At 68.5% G+C, this 25,795-nt stretch carries 20 protein-coding genes; 5 read left to right on the top strand and 15 right to left on the bottom strand.

The features are described 5' to 3' along the window. Positions 1-99: 99 nt before the first annotated feature. The 4 genes from FBZ88_RS15270 to FBZ88_RS15285 all read right to left on the bottom strand — a co-directional run bounded on the left by FBZ88_RS15270 (position 100) and on the right by FBZ88_RS15285 (position 3,876). A complete protein-coding gene (locus tag FBZ88_RS15270) occupies positions 100-1,035 on the bottom strand; it encodes a hypothetical protein (RefSeq protein ID WP_145618056.1) in 936 nt (311 codons plus the stop codon). Positions 1,036-1,219: 184 nt separating this feature from the next. Beyond that, positions 1,220-2,005, bottom strand: coding sequence for an ABC transporter ATP-binding protein (locus tag FBZ88_RS15275; protein ID WP_145618057.1), 786 nt, complete (start codon positions 2,003-2,005; stop codon positions 1,220-1,222). Between the two features lies 1 nt (position 2,006). Continuing rightward, entirely contained in the window at positions 2,007-2,846 is an 840-nt protein-coding gene (locus FBZ88_RS15280) for an ABC transporter permease (protein ID WP_425465792.1), read from the bottom strand. Positions 2,847-2,856: 10 nt separating this feature from the next. Next, positions 2,857-3,876 (bottom strand): ABC transporter substrate-binding protein, encoded by a 1,020-nt coding sequence (locus FBZ88_RS15285; protein WP_145618058.1) that lies wholly within the window; start codon positions 3,874-3,876, stop codon positions 2,857-2,859. 779 nt (positions 3,877-4,655) lie between these two features. Here FBZ88_RS15285 and FBZ88_RS15290 point away from each other — a divergent pair. Then, positions 4,656-4,973 (top strand): hypothetical protein, encoded by a 318-nt coding sequence (locus tag FBZ88_RS15290; RefSeq protein WP_088872755.1) that lies wholly within the window; start codon positions 4,656-4,658, stop codon positions 4,971-4,973. On the opposite strand, the gene FBZ88_RS15295 is transcribed toward FBZ88_RS15290, so the two are convergent. The 10 genes from FBZ88_RS15295 to FBZ88_RS15335 form a co-directional block, all read right to left on the bottom strand. Continuing rightward, complete coding sequence (locus tag FBZ88_RS15295; protein ID WP_145608967.1) at positions 4,955-5,158, bottom strand: hypothetical protein; 204 nt, start codon at positions 5,156-5,158, stop codon at positions 4,955-4,957. The two genes, FBZ88_RS15290 and FBZ88_RS15295, sit on opposite strands and share 19 nt — an antisense overlap. Before the next feature lie 60 nt (positions 5,159-5,218). Beyond that, positions 5,219-6,202: a threonine ammonia-lyase gene (locus tag FBZ88_RS15300; RefSeq protein WP_145618060.1), complete on the bottom strand. Its 984-nt coding sequence runs from the start codon at positions 6,200-6,202 to the stop codon at positions 5,219-5,221. Positions 6,203-6,296: 94 nt separating this feature from the next. After that, positions 6,297-8,750 (bottom strand): ABC transporter permease, encoded by a 2,454-nt coding sequence (locus FBZ88_RS15305; protein ID WP_186464418.1) that lies wholly within the window; start codon positions 8,748-8,750, stop codon positions 6,297-6,299. A 10-nt stretch (positions 8,751-8,760) separates the two neighbouring features. After that, entirely contained in the window at positions 8,761-11,208 is a 2,448-nt protein-coding gene (locus tag FBZ88_RS15310; protein ID WP_145618064.1) for an ABC transporter permease, read from the bottom strand. A 99-nt stretch (positions 11,209-11,307) separates the two neighbouring features. Next, entirely contained in the window at positions 11,308-13,785 is a 2,478-nt protein-coding gene (locus FBZ88_RS15315) for an ABC transporter permease (RefSeq protein ID WP_145618065.1), read from the bottom strand. A gap of 12 nt (positions 13,786-13,797) precedes the next feature. Further along, positions 13,798-16,278 (bottom strand): ABC transporter permease, encoded by a 2,481-nt coding sequence (locus FBZ88_RS15320; protein WP_186464419.1) that lies wholly within the window; start codon positions 16,276-16,278, stop codon positions 13,798-13,800. Positions 16,279-16,342: 64 nt separating this feature from the next. Continuing rightward, on the bottom strand, positions 16,343-17,023 hold the full coding sequence (locus tag FBZ88_RS15325; RefSeq protein ID WP_199902739.1) for an ABC transporter ATP-binding protein: 681 nt from the start codon (positions 17,021-17,023) through the stop codon (positions 16,343-16,345). Positions 17,024-17,076: 53 nt separating this feature from the next. Beyond that, a complete protein-coding gene (locus FBZ88_RS15330) occupies positions 17,077-18,453 on the bottom strand; it encodes an efflux RND transporter periplasmic adaptor subunit (RefSeq protein ID WP_145618068.1) in 1,377 nt (458 codons plus the stop codon). After that, complete coding sequence (locus FBZ88_RS30280; RefSeq protein WP_157999591.1) at positions 18,453-18,611, bottom strand: hypothetical protein; 159 nt, start codon at positions 18,609-18,611, stop codon at positions 18,453-18,455. The genes FBZ88_RS15330 and FBZ88_RS30280 overlap by 1 nt, the downstream gene beginning before the upstream one ends. Before the next feature lie 291 nt (positions 18,612-18,902). Beyond that, positions 18,903-20,594 carry a methyl-accepting chemotaxis protein gene (locus tag FBZ88_RS15335; protein ID WP_145618069.1) on the bottom strand — a complete coding sequence of 564 codons (1,692 nt, stop codon included), beginning with the start codon at positions 20,592-20,594 and terminating at the stop codon, positions 18,903-18,905. A gap of 218 nt (positions 20,595-20,812) precedes the next feature. Between FBZ88_RS15335 and FBZ88_RS15340 the strand changes: the two genes are divergently transcribed. The 4 genes from FBZ88_RS15340 to FBZ88_RS15355 all read left to right on the top strand — a co-directional run bounded on the left by FBZ88_RS15340 (position 20,813) and on the right by FBZ88_RS15355 (position 25,154). Then, positions 20,813-21,529, top strand: a complete 717-nt coding sequence (locus tag FBZ88_RS15340) for a 2OG-Fe(II) oxygenase (RefSeq protein ID WP_145618070.1) — start codon at positions 20,813-20,815, stop codon at positions 21,527-21,529. Then, the gene (locus tag FBZ88_RS15345) at positions 21,529-22,254 is read left to right on the top strand and encodes a 2OG-Fe(II) oxygenase (RefSeq protein WP_326486749.1); all 726 of its coding nucleotides are present in this window, start codon (positions 21,529-21,531) and stop codon (positions 22,252-22,254) included. Before FBZ88_RS15340 ends, FBZ88_RS15345 begins: the two co-directional genes overlap by 1 nt. Before the next feature lie 96 nt (positions 22,255-22,350). Next, on the top strand, positions 22,351-24,642 hold the full coding sequence (locus tag FBZ88_RS15350; RefSeq protein WP_145618071.1) for an ATP-binding protein: 2,292 nt from the start codon (positions 22,351-22,353) through the stop codon (positions 24,640-24,642). A 149-nt stretch (positions 24,643-24,791) separates the two neighbouring features. After that, on the top strand, positions 24,792-25,154 hold the full coding sequence (locus FBZ88_RS15355; RefSeq protein WP_145618073.1) for a hypothetical protein: 363 nt from the start codon (positions 24,792-24,794) through the stop codon (positions 25,152-25,154). Between the two features lie 54 nt (positions 25,155-25,208). Here the strand turns inward: FBZ88_RS15355 and FBZ88_RS15360 are convergent, their stop codons facing one another. Continuing rightward, on the bottom strand, positions 25,209-25,724 hold the full coding sequence (locus FBZ88_RS15360) for a DUF6491 family protein (RefSeq protein ID WP_145618074.1): 516 nt from the start codon (positions 25,722-25,724) through the stop codon (positions 25,209-25,211). Positions 25,725-25,795: the final 71 nt, after the last annotated feature.

Genomic DNA, 25,795 nt, shown 5'->3' on the forward strand with positions numbered 1-25,795 from the left:
GGCGGCATGGATTGAAGCCGCAGGCCCGCGCAGGAGCCTGCGGCTTCAAAAGCTCTTGGACTCTATAATTTCGCCAACTCGGCAAAAATGGAGCTGACACTACGCCCTTAAGACTTCAAGGGTAGGGGCCACATCAAGCATTTGATGTGGCCCTGATATGCCATCCAAAATCTTCGCGGCCTCTTTTACACCAACGCGTTCGTTATGGATCATGATAGGCAGCACGTCGGCCAGCCGAGGAAGTGCCGTAATGCCATAGTCAGCAAGCATCCGCTCAGCGGCTTCCCTCGGAGGCCCAGATGACCAACTTCCATTTTCACTAAACCAGTGCCTATTGCGATACGGAGGCACTACAGCTGTCGGTTTAAGCCGCTCCACTTTGCCGCTGGTGATTCGCCAGAGAGGGAGATAGTCACGGGAGAAAAGCGTCCGACTGCCATCCTCCATGTCCATCCAACCATAAGGTAGCCAAAGACGCCGCGGAACGAAGTCTTGAAGTCGGGTACGAGGGACGATCGCTTCAGACTTCGCACATAAACCTCTATCTGCGGAGTGACTGAGGAAATGGACAGCGTAACTGGACTGACGCCACCAGTGGGATTCCGTTTCTGAGAAACCGGCGCTCTTGATACGGAATATCACCCCAGGATTACGACCCTTTTGCCAAGGAATTGGCCCTGCCCGCCAGCAAGCTGTGCGGATTACTTCGTGATCCTCGGTGCTGAACGCACGGTTCCCGGTCAGCCTCATATCGGGCAAAGCTGCCTGCACATCGCCATCATGGACGTTCAAAGTCGCTGCTATACTGCGCGCCAGGATCACAGCCCGTTCTCGGAACGCACTCTGGGGCAAGTGCTCATCCAATAAAGTTGATTCGGCGGCAGCATGGCTAACCTCAAGCTCATGCCAGTCACGATAACCACAAGCTACGGCGATAGCGCGCTGGCTTTTGGACAGAGGAACGCCAGGAAAAGCTGCTGTTAGATGCTTGGCAGCTTTTTTGGGGCGGGTCAAATTTGGGAAAAAAAACCGCATGCCAACCTCCTTCTCGGCGCTGGAGAAAGGCGTGTCCACTAAGCCCTGAGCGCCTCGAAAGAAGAGTCAGGATTGTAAAGCACCTGCCCCGAAGGCTTCGCCATTGTGGACGGCATGACCGGTTAGTCGGGCTTTAACATAGCACTGGGGGTATAAGGCTGCAATGTGCACCCCGGTCTTTTTCTCAAATCCCCCCGCCGTCCATCAGGTCCGACAGGCGGTCGCGGATGCGGGTGGCCAGGGCACGGGCGGCGTTGTCGTCGCGGGCGCGGGGACGGGCGGTGACTATCCTGTCCTCCGACCGCACGGTGGCGGGCGATCCGGCCAGCAGGATGACGCGGTCGGCCAGGTAGACGGCCTCATCGATGTCGTGGGTGACGAACAGGATGGTCTTGGACGTGCGTCGCCACAAATCCAGCAGCTCGTCCTGCAGGGTCTGCCGGGTGATGGCGTCCAGGGCGCCGAAGGGTTCGTCCATCATCAGCAGGTCGGGATCGACCGCCAGGGCACGGGCGATGGCCACGCGCTGGCGCTGCCCGCCCGACAGCTGGTGCGGCCAGCGGCCGGCCTTGTCGGCCAGGCCCACCAGAGCCAGCGCCTCTTCCGCCCGCCGGCGGCGTTCGGCGCGGGACAGGCCCAGCCCTTCCAGGCCGAAGGCCACGTTGGACCGCACAGTGCGCCAGGGCAGCAGGCGCGCATCCTGGAACACCAGGCCGTAGGGCCGGCGGCCGTTCGACGCGCCATTGGGGGCATGAGCCACGGCGCCGCTGTTGGGCGGCACCAGGCCCGCCACCACGCGCAGCAGGGTGGACTTGCCCACGCCGGACGCGCCGACGATGGCGATGAACTCGCCCGGTGCCACCGACAAGTTGAAGTCGCGCAACACCACGGTGCGTCCGTCAGGCGACGCGGGATTCGGAAAGGCCAGGCTGAGATCGCGGATCTCGATCATGGGGGCAGTCTGCGCCATCTTAAGCCTTCCACCGCATCATACGGTCGCGCAGGGCGACGAAGCCCATGTCGACCAGGCCGTAGAACAGGGCCATGGTGGCCATGTAGACGATGACGATGTCGGTCGCCAGCAGGGAACTGGCCTGCATCATGCGCTGGCCCAGGCCCGGCACGCCGAACAGCTCCGCCGCCACCACCGACATCCAGGCCTGGCCCAGGCCGGTGCGCAGGCCCGCCAGGATGGCGCCGGACGCGGCCGGCAGCACGATCTTGACCAGTTTGGCCGGGGTGGAGCGGTGGCCGAAGGCGTCGGCCAGTTCCAGGAGGTCACGGTCCACGGCCTGCACCGCGCCCAGGGCGGCGAAGTAATTGATCCAGAAAACACCAAGCACAATGATGAAGATGGCGGCCGTGGGCGTGATGCCGAACCAGATGATGGCGAAGGGCACCCAGGCCAGGCCCGGAATGGGGCGCAGCAGGCGCACCACCCAGCTGGTGAAGTCCTCAAGCCGCCGGGACATGCCGGTCAGCACGCCGGCGGCGATGCCGCCGACCGAGCCGATGACCAGGCCCCAGAGATAATGCCCCAGGCTTTGCAGGATGGCGTCCGTCCAGGCCCCGCTGCGCACCTCCGCCGCGAAGGCCTGCGGTATGGCGCTGGGCGGCGGCAGCAGGACGGGGCGCACCAAGCCCAGGCGCGGCACCGCTTCCCATACCGCCAGGAAGGCGATGACGCCCAGCAACGCCCACAGGCCGCGATACCGCCGGGACGGCTTGGCCAGGAAAGCGGACGGCGGTATGCGCTTGCCCGGGGCCGGCAGGGCGGCCCCGGACTGATCCGGCGGTGTTGGGGAGGTCAAACGACGACGCTCACTTATGGAGTTTTTCGTAATAGCTGGCGTCGAACAGGGTATCCAGCGGCTCCGCCTTCTTCAAGACGCCGGTCTTCACCTGGAAGTCCTGCAGGATCTTGGTCTTTTCCACGATACGGCGCGGGTCGACCACGAATTGCGAGGCAGGGGAGGTCAGGGCGCGCTGCATGGTCTTCACGTCCACGATGCCGCGACCCAGCACCTTTTCCACGTCCGCCGCCGCGCGCGCCGGATCCTGGGCGATCAAGGTGACAGCCTTGTCCACCAGTTCCACCAGCTTCTGCACCAGTTCCGGATGGTCCTTGGCCAGGGCGCCGGTGACGCCCAGCACGGTGCCCGGCTGGTCCTTGATCATGTCCTTGCCGTAGGCCAGCACCTTCACCGTGGGCAGGCGGTCCTGGATGATGGTCAGGGCCGGTTCCCGCACGGTGGCGGCGTCCACCGCCCCGGCCAGCAGCGCCTGCTGGGTGGCGTCGATGCCCATGGGCACGATCTGCACCTTGGTCGGGTCGACGTGCTCATCCTCCTGCAGCCAGTACTTAAGCACCGTGTCGGGGATGGAGCCCACGGGCTGGGTCGCGATCTTAACCGGCCGGCCCAGCTTCGCCGCCAGGCGGGAAATCGCCTCCGCCTTGGTGCCGCCCTTGGCCGCCTCGGCCGACAGCTCCGGCCCACCGGCCACCACCAGCTCCTCCACCGCGGTAGAGGCCACGACCTTGACCGTGATGCCCTGCGAGCCCGCGACCATCAGGGGGCCGATGCCGCCCATGTAGGCCTCCAGCGTGCCCGAGGCCAGGCCCAGGATCATGTTGGGGCCGCTGTCGAACTGCGTCAGCTTCAGCTCGAAGCCCGCCTGCTTGTCCCAGCCTTCCTGGCTGATGATGTAGGCCGGTGCGGCACCCAGCACCGGAATGTAGCCGATGTGGACCACCGGGTCGGCGGCCTGGGAGGCGGGGGCCGCCAGCAGCGCGCCGATCAGCGGCAGGGCCGTCAGCAGGGACGAGTGGGCACGACGCATGGGGGCAATTCCCTTCGAGGGTGGGCAGGCGAATGACGGGGATTAAGCCGGCCGGCATAGGATCAACGAGCGGGGGCAACTGTCAATGCCCGTGCCCGCGTGCGGGATCTACCATAAATTCAACACAGCAATATGTTGAATTGCCGCATGCCCGAACGGAATAGGGGCAGCGTGACAACCGTCACCGACATCGGCTGGCCCTATCGGCATTCTCCGCCCCGCCACTGCGAGGGGAAGGCCCCAAGGAAAACGGCCGATGGTGACGCCATCCTCAATTCAACATTAAAGATTCGTCATTATTATCTTTATTGACAGTGCGGACTGCGGATGACAGCCTTGGCGTCAAGGAAGGGGCGCTCCCAGCCCTCCTTCCCGGCCAGTGCCGGGCCCTTCGCCGTTCAGGAACAACCGCCCGTTCGTTCCCTTTTCCGGTGTTGGGCCCGGCCAACCGGCCCGCGGCCATTTGACGGAGCAGCTTGCGCCGCGTCACCAACCGCTAAAGCGCCACGAAGCCCCTTCGTGGTTCCTCCGGAACGTGAAGGACCAGCCATGACCCGCACTTTCCCGACCCGACGCCCATTCCACCGCCAGGCTTCCGCCCTGGCCGGCCGCTGTCCCCTCATGCGCATGGGCTGCCGCTGTTGACGATCCGCCGGGCGCGCATATCCACGCCCCGCCCTTGTCCAGCCGCAGCGCTCCTCCCCCACAGGGTCCGAGCCATAAAACCATCGTGTTGTTTTCACACCTCCGTAATGGCGGGGGTGTAGAGGGAGCTCACCATGAGCCAGCGAATTCAAAATCAGGACATCGCCCGGGCGCCCGCGCCCGCCGCGGTCATCATCGAGACCGCCCGCCACACGGCGGGGCTGGCCGTCCAGGACGGCCGGGACGTCCAGTTCTTCGCCTCGCACAGCCTGTTCCAGGCCCTGGACGGGCAGCGTTTCCGCAGCGTGCGGGCGCTGGAGCGGGCCGTGAGCAGCCTGGAGGCCGCCATCGCCGACCAGCGCCGCACCCGCGACAGCCGCGGCCAGATCTGGCGCAGTTGGGAAGGCCCCCAGCTGGATGGCAACGGCACCGATCAGCCGGAAGCGGCCTGATCCTTAGCGGCCCTGTCCTCGAAATACGTATCTCCGAACTCGGCGATCATCGCCTGGGCCTCGTCCACCAGGGCGCGGACCAGGCGCCGGTCGGGATGGGTGCATAGCGTCTCGTTCATCGCCTTGCCCAGCAGGGCTTGCGCCTGGGCCAACAGCTTCACCGCCAACCGGTCTTCGAGTTCCATGCCGCTCATCCCTCTCCTAATGACCCCGGCGCCGGGGTCATTTCCCTTACCGCAAGCTTCTCAGGCCGCCTCGGCCAAGACCTCGGCATAAAAGGCCGGGTCGACATTGCCGCCGGACAGCACCACGGCGATGGTGCGGCCGGCCGTTTCCACCTTGCCGGCCAGCAGCGCCGCCAGGGCGGCGGCCCCGCCGGGTTCCACCACCAGCTTCAGGTTCGCGGCCGCGAAACGCATGGCGACGCGCACCTCCGCCTCCGTCACCACCAGGCCGGGACCCAGCAGCGCCTGGGCCAAGGGGAAGGTGATGGTGCCGGGAATGGGCGCCAGCAGGGCATCACAGGAGGATTTGCCGCCCGGCGCGTTGGCCACCCGTTCACCGGCGGCCAGCGACCGCGCCATATCGTCAAAGCCTTCAGGCTCCGCCGTGTGCACACTGGCCTGGGGACAAGTCTGCTTCAGGCCCAGGGCGGTGCCCGTGGCGAGACCCCCGCCGCTGCAGTTCACCAGGCAGGCGTCGACCGTCAGGCCCAGGGCCGCCGCCTGGCGCCCGATCTCCAGCCCCACGGTTCCCTGGCCGGCGATGATGTGCACGTCGTCGTAAGAAGGCACCAGCACGGCGCCGGTGCGGGCGCACAGGTCGCGCCCGATGACCTCACGATCCTCGGTGTAACGGTCATAGAAGACGATCTCGGCGCCTAGGGCCCGTGTGCCGGCCACCTTGATGGCGGGGGCGTCGGCCGGCATGACGATGGTGGCCTTGGTGCCCACCAGGCGGGCGGCCTCCGCCACACCCTGGGCATGGTTGCCGGACGACCAGGCGACCACGCCCCGCGCCCGCTCCTCGGCGGTCAGGCGGCCCAGGCGGTTGTAGGCGCCGCGGAACTTGAAGGAACCGGTGCGTTGCAGCACCTCGGGCTTCAGCAGCACGCGGGCACCCACCGCCGCGTCCAGCGCCGCGTTGGTGACCAGCGGTGTGGCCACCGCCCTGCCCGCCAGAAGCTGGGCCGCCGCCTCGACATCCGCGCCCGTCACCGCCATCGCCATGATCGTTTCCCCTCATTGAAACCGAGGGGGTCAGGCTGGACCGCCGCCCTGCCCAAGGCAAGCCGCCGTCAGGCATGGCGCCTATTCGGCCATCTTATTCATACCGCAACGCCGTGACCGGCTTGGCCGAGGCCACCCGGGCGGCGTGGCCCGCCACCGTGGCCCAGGCGATAAGCAGGGCGGCCAGGCTGGCCAGGGCGAAGACCAAGGGATCCATCTGGATGCGGTAGGCGAAACCGCCCAGCCAGCGGCCCATCACCATCCAGGCCAGGGGCCAGGCGATCAGGTTGGCCACTAGCACGGGCTTGCTGAATTGCCAGACCAGCAGGCGCACGATATCGGCCACGGTGGCGCCCAGCACCTTGCGCAGCCCAATCTCCTTGGTTCGCCGCTCCGCCGTGAAGGCTGCGAGGCCGAACAAGCCCAGGCAGGCGATCAGGATGGCGAGGCCGGAGAACAGAGCCAGCAGCTGACCCTGCAGGGCCTCGTCGGCATAGACCTGCCGCACATGCTCATCCAGGAACTCGCGCTTCAGGGGCAGGTCGGGGAACAGGCGGCGCCAGGTGTCATCGATGGCGGCCAGGGTGGCCCCGTCGGCGTTGGGCGCCAGGCGGACCAGCATCGACGACAGCTCATCCCGCAGGGCCAGATAGACCGTGCCCTCCAGCGTCTCCCGCGCCGTGCCGAACTGCACGTCCGCCACCACGCCGATGACGGTCAGGGGCAGACCGCCGCCGTAAACCACGGTGCGCCCCACCGCCCGTTCCGGCGTCCCCAGGCCCAGGCGCGCCGCCGCCGTGAGCGACAGCACCACGGGAATGGTGGTGCCCGCCGTTCCCGCCTGGATCGCCGCGTGGCTGGTGACATCGCCCGGCCGCGCCGGGTCGAACAGGCGACCGGCCAGCAAGGGCACGCCCAGCGCCTGCAGATAGTCCACGTCCACCGGCTCGGTGCGGAACAGCAGATCGCGGGTGTCGTCCGGCGCCTCGGGCAGGCGATAATTGTTGGTCCACTCGCTGCGGTCGTTGGGCACGTTGGCGGTGGCCCCCACGGCGCTGACACCTGGAATGCGCAGCACGGCGTCGTGCAGTCCCTGCAACCCCGCGCGACCCGCCGGGCGGCCCAAGCCGCGCAGCACCACCGCCCCCTCCGCCCGGTAGCCCAGGCCTTGGGTGCTGGCGTAGCGCGTCTGCTGCCCCATCACGATGGTGGCGATGACCAGCACGATGGCGGCGGTGAACTGCAGCATGACCAGGGCGGCGCGCAGGCGCCCACCCCCGGCGGCCTGCGCACCGCGCAACAGGTCGGTGGGCCGGGGGCGCGACAGCACGACCGCCGGATACAGCCCACCCAGCAGGCCCACCAGCAGCGTTGGCGGCAGCACCGCCCCCAGCAGGCCGGCGCCACCCAGGAAGCGCGCGTCCAGGCGCACGTCCAGCAGCGCCAGGAAACGGGGCATGGCCAGTTCCACCAGCACCAGACCCAGGAGGCCGGCCACCAGGGCCAACAGCATCGATTCCAGCAGGAACTGCGCCATCAGCTGGCCACGGCCGCCACCCAGCGTCTTGCGGATGGCGACCTCGCGCGCCCTCAGGGAAGAACGGGCGGTGGACAGGTTGACGAAATTGACCACGGCGATGCCCAGCACCAGGCAGGCGATGGCGATGAAGGCCGCCAAGGTGCCGGGCGCGATGCCCAAGCCGGCCATGGGATCGGTATGCATGACGGTAAGGGGCTGCAGTTCCAGCGTTTCCACCAGGCCTGGGACCACGGACTGCCGGCCTTCGCGGTGGGCCGCCAGCAGGGCGGGAAACCGCGAAGGCAAGGCGCCCGCGTCCGCGCCCGGCGTCAGCATCACGAAGGTCTGGAGGAATTCATCCCGCCAGCGCGTGTCCTTGTCGGCGAACTCGGCGTCCCAGCCATCCTGGAATCGGGTGGCGAGGTTGGTCCACAGCGTCGCAGGAAACTCGCGGGCGAATATGGTGTTGGAGGGCAGGTCGCGGACCACGCCCGCCACCACCAGCCTGACGCCCGAGGTCAGTTCCAGGGTGCGGCCAAGGGCATCAGACGTGCCGAAGTAGCGCCGCGCGCGGCTTTCGGTCAGCACCACCGTACCGGGCTGCGCCAGGGCCGTGGCGGGATCGCCCGCCAGGAAGGGAAAGTCGAACAGGCGGAAGAAAGGCGCGTCCGCCAGGTAGATGGTGTCCTCCACCGGTGTGCCGCCGTCACGCAGTACGATGGCGTGGCGCACCACCCGCACCGATGTCTCCACCTTCCCGGGCAGATCCTGCGCCAGGGCGGGGCCCAGGGGTTTGGGCGTTTCGATGCGGCGGATCGGGGCCTGGGCCGGCACGTGCTGGGCCTGGACAATGCGGAAAATGCGGCCGGCATCGCGATAAAAGCCGTCGAAGTGCGTCTCATGCCAGACGAACAGCGCCATCATGGCCGCCGTGGCGATGCCCAGCGCCAGGCCCGCCACGTTCAGGGCGGCGTAAAGCCGCTGGCGCACGAGCACACGAAACGCGACACGCAGATAGTTCAGCAGCATGGGCGGCATCCTATTCGTAGCGCAGGGCGCGCACCGGCTTGGCGGCGGCCACCCGGGCGGCGTGGCCGGCCACCGTCACCCAGGCGATCAGCAGCGCCACCAGGCCGGCGATGACGAAGACCAGGGGATCGCGGTCGACGCGGTAGACGAATTCGCCCAGCCAGCGCCCGGCCAGCACCCAGGCCACCGGCCAGGCGACCAGCGTCGCCACGACCACCGGCTTGCTGAACTGCCAGACGAGCAGGCGCACGATGTCGGGCACGGTGGCGCCCAGCACCTTGCGCAGCCCGATCTCCTTCGTCCGCCGCTCCGCCGTGAAGGCGGCCAGGCCGAATAGTCCTAGGCAGGCGATGAGGATGGCGAGGCCGGAGAACAGGCCCAGCAGCTGGCCCTGGTGCGCCGTCGCGGCGTAGGTGTCGCGGATGTGGTCGTCCAGGAATTCCCGCTTCAGCGGCAGGTCGGGGTAGAGGCGGCGCCAGGTGTCGTCGATGGCGGCCAGGGTGGCGGCCCCGCTGCCGGCGGCCACCCGGACCGCCATGACGTCCATGAACCGGGGTTCGATCAGGTAGAGGGTGGGTTCCAGCACCGACTTGGCGCTGTCGAACTGGACGTCGTCCACCACGCCGATGACGGTCAAGGCCGTGTGGTCGCCATAGATCACCGTGCGGCCCAGGGCCTGTTCCGGAGTGCCCAGACCCAGGCGCTTCACGGCCAGGGCGGATAGCACGATGCTGTCGCCCTGGGGCGCCTCCTCATCCTCTGGCGGGTCCGGCCGGGTGACCTGGCCGTCCTGAGGATGGGCCTGATCGAACCGCCGGCCGGCCAGGATCTTCATGCCCACAGCTTCCATGTAGCCGAAGTCCACCCCCTCGGTACGCAGCGCCAGCTCCTTTTCCTTAGGCGTGTCGGGCAGACGGTAGGAGGAGAAACGGTCGGCGCCGTCGCCGGGCGTCCACAGGCTACCGCCCGCCGCGATCACGCCCGGGATGCGCAGCAGCGCCTCGCGTAGGGCCTGCTGGTGGGCATGGCCCGCCGGCGTGTCCAGCCCGCGCAGCAGCACGACGTTTTCCGGCATGAAACCCAGGCGCTGGGTGCTGGCGTAGCGCGTCTGCTGCAGCATGACGACGGTGGAGATGCCCAGCACGATGGCGGCGGCGAACTGGGCCACCACCAGGATGGCGCGCAGCCGTCCGCCGCCGGTCGCCATGGGGCCGCCCTTCAGCAGGTCGCCCGGCCGGGGCCGCGACAGGACCAGCGCTGGGTAGAGGCCGCCCAGCAAACCCACCACCGCCACCAGGGGCAGGGATATGGCCGCGATCCACAGGCCGGACATGAAATGCGCATCCATGCGCAGGTCCAGCAGTGCCAGGAAGCGCGGCATGGCCAGTTCCACCAGCACCAGGGCCAGGGCGCCAGAGATGAGGGCCAACAGCACCGATTCCGTCAGGAACTGCATCACCAGCATGCCGCGCCGCCCGCCCAGGGTCTTGCGGATGGCCACCTCCCGTGCGCGTAGGGAAGAGCGGGCGGTGGACAGGTTGATGAAGTTGATGACTGCGATCCCCAGCACCAGCCCCCCCACGCCCAGGAAGGTCACCAGCAGGCTGAGAGGCACGCCGTCGTCGCTGATGCCCTCGACATGCACCCGGGTCAGCGGCTGCAGGTCCAGGGCCACGCTGGGCTTGCCCGTGGCCGTGTCCAGGTACTCCGTCATGCGGGCCGCCAGGAAGCCGGGGAAGCGCGCCACCAGGGACGCCGGCTCCACCCCCGGCTTCAGCAGCAGGTAGGTGCGCAGGAAGCTGTGATGCCATTGGGTGTCGGCCGCGGCGAAAGGCTCATCCCAGCCGTCGTTGAGACGGGTGGCGATGTTGGCCAGCATCTCCATATGGAAGACGGTGTTGGACGGCAGGTCGCGGATGACGCCCGCCACCGTCAGCGTCACGCCCGAGGTCAGGGTGACGGCGCGGCCCAGGATGTCGACGCTGGAAAACAGCTTGCGCGCCGTCGTTTCCGTCAGGACCACGGTGCCGGGTTGGCTGATGGCCGTGGCGGGATCGCCCGCCAGGAAGGGCCAGTCGAACAGGCGGAAATAGTCCGCGTCGGCCAGGGTCAGGTGCACCTCGAACACGGCGCTGTCGCGGCGCACGGCCACGGCATGGTTCACCACCCGCACCACGGCCTCCACCTCCGGGAAATCGCGCGCCAGGGCCGGGCCCATGGGCTTGGCCTGTGCCGCCACCGTCACCGCGGCCCCGCTGGGCGTGTGGAAGGTGCGGATCAGGCGATGGATGCGGTCCGCGTGAGAAAAGAAGCCGTCATAGTGCATCTCATGCCAGACGAAGAGGCCGATCATGGCCGCCGTGGCCATGCCCAGCGCCAAGCCGGCGATGTTCAGGGCGGTGTAGAGGCGCTGGCGCACCAGGACCCGCACGGCGACCTTCAGGAAATTGCCGAACATGATGCCCCCTTCCTCTTCGTTCCTCTCTAGCGTCGGGCGCCCACATCCCGTGCTGCGGTACCCACTCCGGCGGCTGCGGTAGCGGCCTGCGGTCTGTCGCTACTCGTACCGCAGCGCATCCACCGGCTTGGCCGCCGCGACGCGAGCGGCGTGGCCGGCCACCGTCACCCAGGCGATGACCAGCGCCGCCAGCCCGGCGACGGCGAAGACCAGCGGGTTCAGCGCGATGCGGTAGGCATAGCCCTGCAGCCAGCGGCTGAGCCCCAGCCAGGCCAGCGGCCAGGCGATCAGGTTGGCCACCATGACCGGCTTGCTGAACTGCCAGACCAGCAGGCGGACGATGTCGGTGACGCCGGCGCCCAGCACCTTGCGCAGCCCGATCTCCTTCGTCCGGCGCTGCGCGGTGAAGGCGGCGAGGCCGAACAGGCCGAGGCAGGCGATCAGGATGGCCAGGCCGGTGAAGCCCGCCAACAGGGTCCCCTGGCGCATTTCGCCCGTGTAGGCGTCGCGGATATGGTCGTCCAGGAACTCCCGGTTCTCGGGGATGGTGGGGAAGGTGTCCTTCCACAGCTGGTCGATGGCGGCCAGCGTGGCGGCCCCGGCGGCGGGCGTCAGGCGGACGGCCATGACGTCCAGGCCGCGTTCGTCCAGCAGGAAGGCGGTGGGCTGCAGTTCCGTCCGGGCGCTGTTGAACTGCAAGTCGTCCACCACGCCGATGATGGTCAGCGGATAGTCGACGTCATAGATCACCTGGCGACCCACCGCCTCTTCCGCCGTGTGAAAGCCCAGGCGCTGGACGGCCCGCCAGGACAGCACCACCGTGCGGCCCAGGGGATCGGTGGGGCGCACGCTGTTAATGCCCTCACTCGGGGCCGCCGCCGCCGGATCGCGTAGCGCGTCCGCCGTGGCGGCACGGTCGAACAGGCGGCCGGCCAGCAGCCGCACGCCCATGGCCTGCAGATAATCCTGCCCGATGAATTCGCTACGGAAGACGATGGTGCCGTCGTCCACCGTGCCGGGCACATGATAGTTGTCGGTGCTGTCCGACCCGTCGCTGGGTGCGTGGAAGCTGGCGCCCGCCTGGGCCACACCCGGGATGCGCAGCAGCGCCTGGCGGAAGCTTTCGATGTGGGCGCGCGCCTCCGGCTGGTGCAGCTCGCGCACCAACAGCACGCCCTCGGCGTTGAAGCCCAGCTGCTGGCTGCTGACGTAGCGCGTCTGCTGGAAGATGACGATGGTGGAAATGGCCAGCAGGATGGCGGCGCTGAACTGCGCCACCACCAGCAGGGTGCGCACCGCCGATCCGCCCGACGACACCGTCCCACCCTTCAGCAGGACCGAGGCGGTGGGCCGCGACAGGACCAGCGCCGGGTAGAGGCCGGCCAGGCCGCCCACCGCCAGCACACCCACCAGTTCCGCCACCAGCAGCCAGGGGCTGTAGAGGTAGCCCCGGTCGAACCGGATGCCCAGCGCGGACACGAAGGTGGGCATGAGCATTTCCAGCAGGACGTACCCCAGCACCGCCGCCACCAGGGTCAGCAGCACCGATTCCACGATGAATTGCCCGATCAGCATGCCGCGCGGCGCGCCCAGTGCCTTGCGCACCGCCACCTCGCGCACCCTGAGAGAGGACCGCGCGGTCGACAGGTTGACGAAGTTGACGATGGCGATGCCCAGCACCACGGCGGCCACGGCCAGAAGGCCATGCAGCACGCCCAGCAGGTTGGCGCTGACCCCGGTGGGATCGGTGTGGATGTGGGTCAGGCCGGTCAGGACCAGGGCCTTGGCCGGCTTGTTGGTGCCGGTCGACAGATAGTTGGGGTCGCGCGCCGCCAGGAAAGCGGGAAAACGCGCCGTCAGCGCCGCCGGATCGGTGCCGGGCTTCACCAGGATGTAGGTCCGGATGAAGTTGGTGTTCCAGGTCGTGTCCATGCGGGTGAACCAGCCGTCGAAGTTCTCGCCCAGCCGGGTCCCGATGTTGGTCAGCATGGCATCGCGCCGCAGGTGGGTGTTGGTCGGCAGGTCGCGGATGACGCCGCTGACCGTCAGGCTGATGCCGTTGGTCAGCGTCAGCGTGCGGCCCAGGATGTCCACGCCATTGAAATACTTCCGCGCCAGGCTTTCCGGCAGCACGACGGTGCCGGGGGCGGCCAGCGCCGTGCCGGGGTCGCCGGCGATGAAGGGCAGGTCGAACAGCCGGAAGAAGTCGCTGTCCACCACCTGCATCCGCTCGCGGAAGGCGTTGCCGTCGCGCGACACCACCACCGCCTCGCTGTGGACGCGCACCATGGCCTCGACTTCGGGGAAATCCTGCTTCAGCACCGGACCCAGGGGCTTGGCCGTGGAATCGTAGGTGATGGGCATGCGGCCGGGCACGAATTCCGTCTTGTCGACGCGGTAGATCTGGCCAGCCTTGCTGAAGAAGCCGTCGTAGTGCGTCTCATGCCAGACATAGAGGCCCAGCATGCTGGCGGCGGCGATGCCGATGGCCAAGCCGGCCACGTTCAGCAGGGTGTACATGCGGTCGCGCACCAGGATGCGCACCGCCACCCGCAGGAAATTGCCCAGCATCTTCATGGCGAGGACTCCTTATTCATAGCGCAAGGCGACGACGGGTTTGGTGGCCGCCACCCGGGCGGCGTGCAGCCCCACCGTGGCCCAGGCGACCAACAAGGCCGATAGGCCGGACGCCACGAACAGCAGGGGATTAAGGGAAACGCGGTCGGCGAAGCCGTCCAGCCAGTGGCGCATGGCGACCCACGCGACGGGCCAGGCGATGACGTTGGCCACCAGCACGGGCTTGGAGAACTGCCAGACCAGCAGGCGCACGATGTCGGTGACGCCGGCGCCCAGCACCTTGCGCAGGCCGATCTCCTTGGTCCGCCGCTCGGCGGTGAAGGAGGCGAGGCCGAACAGGCCCAGGGCGGCGATGACGATGGCCAGCCCCGAGAAGGCGGCGAACAGCTGGCCGGTCTTGGTCTCGCGCTCATAGACGCTTTGCAGCTGGGCATCCAGGAAGACGCGCGGCACCGGCCGGTCCGGCACCAGCTGGCGCCAGCTGCGGTCGATCAGGTCCAAGGCTCCGGGCATCTCCCCCGCCTTCACCCGGATCAACAGCTGGCTGTAGTTCTTGGGCGTCACCAGGAACATCTGCGGCGCCACGGCGGTGTGGACGCTGCCCTGGTGGAAGTCTTCCACCACGCCCACCACCGTGATCTCCACCCCCGCCTCACCCTCCTTGCCGGGCAGCATCAGCGGCTGGCCCAGAGCCGCTTCGGGCGAGGCGTAGCCCAGGCGCCGCACGGCCGACTGGTTCAGGACCACACCGCCATGGCGCAGCTTCTGCGGATTGGCCGGGTCGGCTGGAGGAATGGTGTCGGCTGGATGGTCACGATCGAAGACGCGGCCGGCCACCAGCCGAACGTCGAGGGTGACGAAATAGTCCGGGTCCACGGCGTCGCGGCGCAATACCACCGCCCCGTCGTCAGCCGGCGCACCTGGATGGTTCACGCCCGTGTTGTTCTCCGTGCCGCTGCCGGGATAGGACTCGGCCAGGGCCGCCGCGGCGATGCGCGGGTCCTGGCGCAGGGCGTCGCGCAGGGTTTCCGCCTTCTGCTGCAGCTCGGGCCCGTACAGATCGGTGAGGACAACGATGTTTTCCTTGTTGAAGCCCAGCGCCCGGCCCTGGGCGTAAGCCAGCTGGCCGTAGACCACACCCGTCGCCACCATCAGGCTGATGGAAATGGCGAACTGCAGAACCACCAGAACCACGCGCAGGCGCCCGCCCGCCCCGCTGCCGCCGCTGTTGCCCTTCAGCACGGGCCCCGGCTGGAAGGCCGACAGGAAGATTGCGGGATAGAGACCGCCGGCGCCCCCCACCAGCAGCACCAGGGCCGCCAGGCAGCCCAGCACGCGCGCATCGCGCAGATAATTGAAAGCCAGCGACGGCTTGCCCAGGAAGGCGGCGAAGGACGGCAGCAGCACCTCCACCAGCGCCACCGCCAGGATCAGCGCCAGGCCCGTCAGCAGGATGGATTCGCCCAGGAACTGCACCATGATCTGGCCACGGCTGGCACCCACCACCTTGCGCAGCGCCACCTCGCGCGCCCGCAAGGAGGCCCGCGCCGTTGCCAGGTTCATGAAGTTGATGCAGGCGATGGCCAGCACCAGCACGGCGACGGCGGTGAAGATGCCGACCTCCAGGGGGCTGGTGCCCTCCACCATGGCGTTGCGCACGGGATGCAGGTGGGCATCGGCCAACGGCACCAGGTAGAACTTGAACATGTCGCCCAGATGAACCTCACCCGTGTTGGTGCGGATGGGCGGGATGGCGGCACCAAAGGCGGGAAGGCCGGCCTGGATGGCGTCGGCGCCGGCCTGCGGGTCGACCTCCGGCTTCAGCTTCAGGAAGGTCAGGGTAATCAGCCCTCCCCAGTGGTCCCTCAGGTAGTCCGGGGTCTGGTTGGCCTGGCTGCCCATGGGCAGGAGCAGGGCGAAGGCGAACTGGGTGTTGGCCGGCAGGTCGCGCATGACGCCCGTCACCCGCAGCGGATGCCCGTCCACCAGCAGAGTCCGGCCCAGCGCGTCGGCGTCGCCGAAATACTTGGCGGCGGTCTTGCGCGTCAGCACCACGGAATTGGGGTCGTCCAACGCCGTGGCGCGGTCGCCGGCCAGGAAGGGCCAGTCGAACAGTCGGAAGAAGCTGGTGTCGGCCACGGCCACCTGTTCGCTGAACAGCGTTTCATCCCGCTTGAGGCTGGATGTCTGGGGCAGGATGCGGGCCATCTCGGCCACCTGCCGGGGGAAAGCCTGCTTCAGCGCGGGCCCCACGGGCATGGGCAGCGACGCCCCATCCTCCGACGCGCGGCCGGGCAGGGTGGCGGTGACCAGCACCTGCTGGATGCGGTCTGCGTCGGTGACGTCGCGGTCATAGGTCAGTTCGTTACGGACGAACAGGCCAATCAGGATGGCCGCCGCCAGGCCCAGCGCCAACCCCGCCACCGTGATGGCGGAATAGAGCCTGTGCTTGATCAGCGTGCGCAGCGCCACGGTCAGGTAATTGGCGAGCATGGGGCGGCATTCCCCCTTTGCGGCGAAGGGCGGCGGCAGGAACGGGCGGGACGGAAGCGGAGCGTCAGGCGGCGCGCAGGTTTTCCGCCACCACTTGGCCGTCGAACAGGTTGATGATGCGCCGGGCGTACTGGGCATGGGGCATGGAGTGGGTGACCATGACGATGGTCGTGCCCTCGCCGTTCAGCTCGGTCAGCATGTTCATGACCTCTTCGCCATTGGCGCTGTCCAGGTTGCCCGTGGGCTCGTCCGCCAGCAGCATGCGGGGGCGCGAGACGACGGCGCGGGCGATGGCCACGCGCTGCTGCTGGCCGCCCGACAGCTGCTGCGGCAAGTGGCTTTCACGGTGGGCGATGTTGACCTTGGCCAAGGCCTCCTTCACCCGCTCCTTCCGCTCGCGCGCCGGGATGTCGTGGTACAGCAGCGCCAGCTCCACGTTCTCGAACACCGTCAGCTCGTCGATCAGGTTGAAGCTCTGGAAGATGAAGCCGATGTTCTTCTTGCGGATGTCGGCCAGCTTGCGCTCGCCATAACCCGCCACATCCTCATCCCCGAACCAGTATTGGCCGCTGCTGGGGTTGTCCAGCATGCCCACGATGTTCAGCAGCGAGGACTTGCCGCAGCCGGACGGGCCCATGATGGCCACGAACTCGCCCTGCTTGATGTGGATGTTCACCTGGTTCAGGGCCGTGGTCTCCACCTCTTCCGTGCGGTAGACCTTGGTCAGGTCGACTAGCTTCAGCATCCTTGCCATCCCCGTCTTATGACAACAAATTCAATGATCGTTTCGAAAGCGGATCAATTCAGTTCGATACGGTCCATGCGCGCCAGGTCTCCGTAGGAGGAGACAATGACCCGGTCGCCCGCCGCCAGGCCGTCGCGCACCTCGATCATCTGGGCGTTGCGCCGGCCCAGGTGCACGCGCCGCTTCTCGGCATAGGCGCCACCCGGCTGTACCACGAAGATCCAGTCGCCGCCCGTATCCTGGTAGAAGCCGCCGTTAGGGATCAACAGCGCGGTGGTGGCCGCGCCCAGCTTCAGGCGCATCTGCAGGGTCTGGCCGCTGCGGATATCCTGCGGCGCGGCTCCCAAGAATTCCAGGTCCACCTGGAACTGGCCGTCGCGGACCTGCGGATAAATCTTGGCGACCTTCAGCTTGTACTCCCCGGCGCCGATGGCGGCCTCCGCCGTCTGGCCCAGTTCCAGGCGCGACAGGTAGAACTCGTCCATCTGGGCCTGGACCTTGAAGCCGTCGTCGCGGTCGATGCGGCCCAGGCGCTCCCCCTTCTGCTTGGTCTGGCCGATCTCCACATCCAGCACGGTGATCTGGCCGTCCACCGGCGCCCGCACCACCAGGCTGTCCAGGTTCTTGCGCGCCATGGCCAGGTTCTCCTCCAGCCGGCGGGTGCTGTCCTGCATCTCGGTGTACTGGCTGGCGCGCATCTTGTCGGTGGTGCGCATGGTCTCCAGCGTCAGGTCGCGCCGGCGCTCATACCATTTGATCTGGTCGCGGATGATGTCGATGTCGCGTTGCGAGGACGCGCCCGTCTTGATCAGCGCCGTCTTGCGCTCCAGGTCCTTGGACAGCCAGGACACATTGTAGTCGCACTCCGCCAGCTCACGCTGGTTGCTGATGCGGTTGGTTTCCAGCTGCAGCTCGGTGTCGTGCAGGCGGTTGATCTGTTCCATCACCTGCGCCTCACGCGAGATGATGTCCAGCTGCAGCTGGGTGTTGGACAGCTCAACCAGCGGCTGGCCGGCCTTCACCTTCTGGCCCACCTCCACCAGCTTCTTCTCCACCCGGCCGCCCTCGATGCTGTCGAGGTAGACGCTGTTCAGGGGCTCCACCGCGCCGCGCACGGGGATGAAATCCTCGAACGTGCCCTGGGACACGGTGGCTACGGTCAGGCGGGACTCCGCCACACGAACGGTCTGGCCGCCCTGGGTCTGGGTCAGGACGACCACCCCGCCGGTCAGCGCCAGCAGCGCCACGCCCGCCGCCCAGGCGCGCCTGTCGGTGCGGGCGCGGTGCACCCAACCCTTCCAGCCCTTGGGCTTCTCCACCCGGCGGTCCATGCCGATGCCCATGCCGCCGGTGCCACCCACGCCCGTCGCCTTGACGATGTGGACACCGCCAACGGAACCCTCCACGCTGGGCGAGCCAGGCGCGCCCATCACAGCGCCCCCAGGCAACGGATGGCCACGACCAGCAGGGCGCTGACTAGCCACAGGTCCGGATTGACCGACAGCAGCGCATCCTCCACCCGCTCGATCAGCGACCGGGTGTCAGCGACCTCTTGCATATCCATCAGGATGTCGTTCCGGACCATCATAACCCCACTTCCTTTTCAGTCGGACAGGGCGGGCCGGGAAGGGCCACCCCGCCAGCGTCCCATCACAAGGCGGACGCTGCGGGCTTCCAGTGGCAAAGGGTATGCCAGATCCGGATTCGTTTATTTATCAATGGATTGAACGTGAATTCCCCCCGTCCGTTTGCGAACAGTGTCCGGATGCGGACACCCCTTGCCGCTTGAATCCGGACTCTCCGCCGAAACGGACAGGCCAGACGGGCGGGATGGAACCACCCATCGACAGTCCCGCCCAGCTTCAGGCCCGATTGAACGTCACGCCGCCCGGATGCCGGTGAGGAAGGCCTCGATCTCGCGCTTCAGGGTCGCGGCCTGGCCGGAGAGGGAGCCGGCGGCGGACAGCACCTCGCCGGCCGCGGCGCCCGCCTGGCCGGCGGCGCGGGTGACGTGCACCACGCTGCTGGTCACCTCCCGCGTGCCCACCGCCGCCTGGGCGACGCTGCGGCTGATCTCTGTGGTGGTGGCGTTCTGCTGTTCCACGGCCGAGGCGATGGTGGTGGTGATTTCCGAGATGTCGCCGATGGTGGCGGCGATGGCCTGGATGGCGTCCACCGCCCCGCCCGTGGCCGTCTGGATGGCGGCGATCTGGCCGGAGATCTCCTCGGTGGCCTTGGCCGTCTGGTTGGCCAGGCTTTTCACCTCGCCCGCCACCACGGCGAAGCCCTTGCCGGCCTCACCCGCCCGCGCCGCCTCGATGGTGGCGTTCAGCGCCAGCAGGTTGGTCTGTCCCGCGATATCCTGGATCATCTGCACCACGGCGCCGATGCGGGTCGCCGCCTCCGCCAGGCCCTGCATGGTCTGGTTGGTGGTGCGGGCGTCATCCACGGCGCGCGACGCCACCTGGGACGAGCGCACCACCTGCCGCCCGATCTCGGCGATGGAGCTGGTCATCTCCTCCGTCGCCGCCGCCACGGTCTGCACATTGGCCGAGGTCTGCGCCGCCGCGGCGGACGACACGGTCGCCTGCTCCCGCGTCTCGTTGGCCATGCTGTTCATGGTGCCGGCGGCGCCGTGCAGCCGGTCGGCGGAGGTCGAGACATTGTCCAGCACGACGGCGACGGCATGGTCGAAGTCCATGATCAGCCGCTCCACCACCTGGGTGCGGCGCATGCGCTGTTCCTGCGCCGCTACCTGTTCCAGGGCCAGCATCTCCGCCCGCTGGGCGTTCTGTTTGAACACCTCCAGCGAGCGGGCCAGCGAGCCCACCTCGTCCTTGCGGTCCGTGCCCTCCACGATGATGTCCTGGTCGCCGCCGGCCAGGCGTTCCATGGTGTGCGCCATGCGCACCAGCGGACGCGCCACCAGGCGCTGCACGATCAGCCACAGCACGGTGACGGCGGCACCCAGGCCGATGGCGCTTGCCACCACCAGCAGCATGATGGCACGGCGACCCTGCTCCGCCGCCGCCGCCTTGCCGGCCACCAGCTCGCCATCCGTCATCTTGACCTGCAGGGCGATGGCGGCGGCGGCGGCCTTGCGGGCGGTGCGGCCTTCCTTGGCCGAGAAGTCGTAGGCCTGGTCCAGTTCCTGGCGCAGGCCCATGGGCGCGACGATGTCCGACACTTCGGCCCGGCGCTTCACCGCCTTGACCATATCCTCCGTCAGCTGGCGGTCGGCGGTCGTGTCCACCTGGGCCAGGCGCAGGTTGGCGAGGTCCACGGCCTGGGCGAAGTAGTCGTGCCGCTGCTTGTCGAAGCCGGCGCGGGCCTCGGCGTTGCGCTCCAGCAGCAGGTTCTTCTCGGCGATCGTGCCCTCATTCATGGCGTTGGCCAGCTGCATCACCGTCTGCCGGCGCAGGGCCAGCACGTCGACCAGCTGGTCCGCCTGGCGGTTCAGCGCGGTCATCGCCGCCCCGGCATAGAGGATGAGGCCGCAGACCACGATCAACAGCATGCCCAGCGGTATGGCCATCTTGCGGGTCAAGGCCAGATCGGAAATCCAACGCATCGCCATCACTCCCAAAATCCCAAAGGGCGAACCCCGTACAGGCGCCCCCTCGCTGACGGCATTCTCCATGATGAGTCTGGTGGATTCGGTTAACGCCGGCGACATATGCGGAGGGATATGACCTTGACCTGGATCAACGCCCCGCCGGCGGGACAGGTGGAAAAGAGGGCATCGCCAGAGGGTCCGTCCCGGCTGGCCCCTCTCAAGGTCTCCGCCCCATGCCCGCCCTTTCCTCCCCCGCCCCGTCCGTGGCCCCGGTGCCGCCGGCCAATCGGACGGATGGTGTCCTGAACCTGGATGGCCTGCGCGCCCTGCGCCCGGCCACGGAGCCGTTTCCCCACCTGGTGATGACCGGCTTCATCGCCCCCGTCGTGGCCGTCACCGCCCGCCACGACTTTCCCGACAGCCCCCATGGCGGCCTGGTGCCGGCCCCGTCGCGGGCGGAGCTGGAGCGGGGCGACCTGGACGGCTTCACCCGCCTGCTGGCCGCCTTGACGGCACCGGAGACGACGCAGGCCTTCGCCGAGACCTTCGGCCTGGACCTGGACCCCGATGCCCTGATGGTGACGGTGCGCAGCCGCTGCGTGCCCAAGGACGGGCGCATCCACACCGACAGCGTGACCAAGCGCCTGACGGCGCTGCTGTACCTGAACGACACGTGGACGGCGCCCGGCGGCCGCCTGCGCCTGCTGCGCAGCGCGGACAATATGGAGGACATGCTGGCCGAGGTGCTGCCCCTGGACGGCACGCTGGTGGCGTTCCGCCGCACCGACAATTCCTTCCACGGCCACAAGCCGCACGACGGCGTGAGGCGCTACATCATGTTGAATTGGATGGTCGATGCCGGCACCGCCCGGCGCGAGACCCTGCGCCACGGCGTCACCGCCGGCCTGAAACGCCTGGGCAACGCCTTCTCCGGCAAGGGGGAGATGTGATGAGCTTTCCCGCCCCCAACCTTCGCGACTCCCAGGCCGACACGCTGGCCTTTGACCCGCAGGCCTTCGATACCGCCACCGGCCAGCATGTGCGTGCCTGCCTGGACGCGGCGGACCGGGACGACCATCCCTACCGCCACTGGTATCTGAACAGCGTCTTCCCAGCCGCCGTGGCGGAGGCACTGGCCACCCTGCCCTTCGCAGCGCCGGAGATCGACGACACCCAGGGCCGGCGGGAGACGCACAACTCCACCCGCACCTTCCTGTCGACCGACAACCAGCTGCTGTACCCGGTGTGCGGCGCCGTGGCGGCCGCCTTCCAGGCGCCTGAGACAGTATCGACCCTGGCGCGCCAGTTCGGCGTGGACCTCGGCGGATCATCGCTGCGCATCGAATATTGCCTGGACCGCGAGGGGTTCTGGCTGGAGCCGCACACCGACATCGGCGCCAAGCTGTTCACCATGCTGGTGTATCTCAGCACCGGGCCGGACGCGGAAAACCTCGGCACCGACATCATGGACGGGCCTGAGGGCGGCCACGCCGGCCGGGCATCGGGCCGCTTCAATACCGGGCTGGTGTTCATCCCCGGCGGCGACACCTGGCACGGCTTTGCCCGACGCCCCTTCCAGGGCATCCGCCGCACCATCATCATCAACTATGTGAAGCCGGAGTGGCGGGCCCGGCACGAGCTGGCCTTCCCCACCGAGCCTGTCGGCCTACCCTGAGTTCAACTAAAAGGATAGGCCGCAACGCCATTGGAGATTGCGTAAACCAGACCATATGATCGGTCCTGGCGTAGGCTGAGGGACGCAAGGACGGTCGTGACGGTCAATTCCGACATCGGGGCGCCGCGGGTGACGGAGGCGGAGCCGCCGCGCGCGCCCTCCACCATCGCAGCGTTGCGCCTGCAGATACTGGCCGCCGTGCTGGTCCCCCTGGTCCTGCTGGCCGCGGCGGGGTTGGAAAGCCGCAGGGACATCGTCGCACAAGCCGGCGACCGGGTGGAGCGCATCGCCGCCGCGGTGGACGAACACGCCCAAAAGGTGATCGAGAGCGACCGGCTGATCCTGGACCGGGTGCGCGACCTCGACCCCACCCATCTCGACCTCGCCCGCCCCCGGGACGCGGATCAGGTGGGCGCCGCCCTGGCCGGCATGGTCGCCGGCATTCCCCAAATCCAGGCGCTGTGGCTGTGGGATGCGCAGGGCCGGCCCCTGGCCGCCAGCCGCCACTCCGCCGCCGCCGGCAGGCCCGACATCACCGACAGCCCCGCCTATGGCCAGTTGCGTGCCGGCCAGACGGAGATGCTGGTCCCGCCGTCCGACAGCCTGGCGGCCAGCAGCGGGACCTCGGGCGATCAGCGCGTCTTCAGCCTGGCCCGCCGCCTGAGCCACCCCGACGGCAGCCTGGCCGGCATCGCCGCCGTTTCCATGTCGCTGGCCTATTTCGACGATTTCTACCGGCGGGTGACGCAGGACGACCCGGCCACGACCGTCCTGCTGGTCAACCGCGAGGGCATGATCATGGCGGGCCGCCGGCTCGCGTTGGATGGGGCGCGGATCGATCCCACCTGTCCCGGCCTTCACGCCGTCTGGCGCGCCGGCGGTGCTGCTGCCGGCCCAAACGGCACCCCGGATGCCGGTTCCCGGGACGCCAATCCGCCGGACGCGGGCGCCGCAAGTGAGGGGCGGCAGCGGCTGACGGCCTGCCGGCTGATCGCCAACGCGCCGCTGACGGTGATGGTGGGCGTGGACAGGGCCCAATTGGACCGCCAATGGCACCGGCGCCTGGGGTGGCTGGCGCTGCTGGCCTTGCCGGTCATGGGGGCGCTGTGCGCCACCACGCTGCTGGCCATGCGCCGCGCCCGGCGGGAGCGGCAAGCGGCCCACGCCCTGCGCGCGGCGGAGGCCCGGCGGGAACAGGCGGAGGGCGCACTGCTGCGCACCCAGCGGCTGCAGGCGCTGGACCAGATCACGGGGGGCATCATCCACGACTTCGCCAACCTGCTGATGACCGTGCGCAGCGGGGCGGAGGTGCTGTGCCGCCGCCCGCATACCGAGCCCCAGCGCGAGGTGTTGGACGCCATGCTGCAGGCGATCGCCTGGGGGGAACGGCTGACCCACAATCTGCGCACCTTCAGCCGCCGGCCCCGCCTGCACCTGGACCTGGTGCAACTGTCGGACATGGGCGATGACATCGCCGATCTGCTGCGCCCGGCGCTGCGCGGCGACATCCACCTGGAAACGGCGCTGCCGCCCAGCCTGTGGCCCCTGCGCGTGGACAGGACGGAGTTCGACCTGGCGCTGCTGAACATGGCGGTCAACGCCCGCGACGCCATGCCCCGGGGCGGCGTGCTGCGCCTGGCGGCCGCCAACGTCCACATCGATCCCGCCAGCCACGAAAGCGAACGCACCGGCGGCCTGATGGGCGACTTCGTGCGCCTGACGGTGTGCGACACGGGGTCGGGCATCCCGCCGGATATCCTGGACCGGGTCTTCGACCCGTTCTTCACCACCAAGCGGGACGGCAAGTCCACCGGTCTGGGCCTGGCCCAGGTGCACGGCCTGGCCCGCCAGTCCGGCGGCGCGGCCCTGGCCGACAGCCTGAACGCGGCCGCCCCGAACAGCGCCGCGGCCGGCACCACCATCACCCTGTACCTGCCCCGGGCAGAAGAGGACGCCGCCGCCGCAGGGACCGGCACCGTGCCGGCCACCGGCGTTGCGGCCAACGGCGTTCCTGATGTCGCCGGCAACGGGCGCCAGATCCTGCTGGTGGAGGACAATCCGACGGTGGCCAAGGTCATGCGGGACATGGTGGAGGCATTGGGCTTCCGCGTCCTGGCCGCAACGACGGCCGACGCCGCCCAGTCGCTGCTGGCCGACCGGCCGGACATCTCGCTGATGGTGAGCGACATCGTGCTGCCCGGGGGGCGCAACGGCCTGGAGCTGGCCCAGGCCGTGCGCCACCTGCACCCCGGCCTGCCCATCCTGCTGGTCAGCGGCTATGGCGACCGCGTGGCGGAGGCGGAGAGCCTGGGCTTCGCCATCGTGCCCAAACCCCTGGATAGCACCCAGCTGAGGCAGGCGATGGCGCGCTGTCTGGGCACCCCGTAGCGATCACTGTCCCAGGAGCGGGACTACCCCGATAAGAACGGCGTCACCCCTCCCCCATCGCGCCGGGTTTCATGAAACGCCCGTCGCTGCTATATCTGGGGGGCAGACCAGCCGCCGACAGTTGACGCCGGCGCGAATGGAGGACGGGTGTGACCAGACACGAGGAACGGGTTTTCCGCTCCGCCAAGCCGAAAACGGACCTGGCGACCTTGCGCAATCAGTTGCAGCGCCTGAAGGGCGACCTGGAACAATATCTGGCCCGCAATCGCAGCAGCCCGATGATCGCCCCCTTGAAGGAGCGTATCCGCGAACTGGAAGGCACCATCGCCGCCGCCGAGGAGCGCAGCGCGCGTCCGCGGTCGTCCGGCTGGACCGGTTCCATCGACGGCGCCGCCGCCCAGCGGGCCGAGGCGCCGCCACGCAGCCATGGCGGTCCGGCCGGGGGCGACCGCTTCCCCCCGCGCCGCCGCGCCGCACCGGGTGCGGCCGCCGACGGCGACAGCGAAGAGTAAAGGTCAGGGACCCGTGGGGCCGGGCCTTATGCCCGCGCCCCGCTGTCTTCAGCCTCAGGCGCCGGTCGTTCCCGGCTTCGGGGCATCCTTGGGCGCCGCGTCCTTGGCCGCACCATCCCCATCCCTGTCATGGTCCCCGCCCTTGCCCTTCGGGTCCGGCGGCACGGCGATGATCTCCCGCACCGGCACGCGCAGGTGCAGGGGCTCGCCGATGATCTCGATATCCATGGGGGAGCAGACCCAATCCGACCCGCCCGGTTTGGTCACGATGGCCAGTTGCAGGCGGGTGGACAGGTCGGGCTGCGGCATGAACAGCTTCAGGTCATAGCGCTTGTTGACGCCCACACGGATGCGCACCGTGTAGGGGTCGATGCTGTTCCAGCCATCGATGTCACGGGTGAAGAAGCAGGCCGGCTGCGCCGCCATGGGCTGAGCGCCGGGCGCCTCGTTCGCCTGGGCCACGGCACCCCCGGCGGGGCCGTTCTTGGAGGCCGCGCCCGGCGGGGCGGACTGGCAGCCCGCCAGGGCCAAAGCCATCACCGCCCATATCTGCACGTACCGCTTGGTCATCGTCCTACTCCCGAATTGCCGAGGAAACGGCCCTGGAAGGCCCCGGTTCCACACCCCTTATACGGGGGAGT

The sequence above is a fragment of the Nitrospirillum bahiense genome (assembly GCF_007828025.1).
Lineage (GTDB): Bacteria > Pseudomonadota > Alphaproteobacteria > Azospirillales > Azospirillaceae > Nitrospirillum > Nitrospirillum amazonense.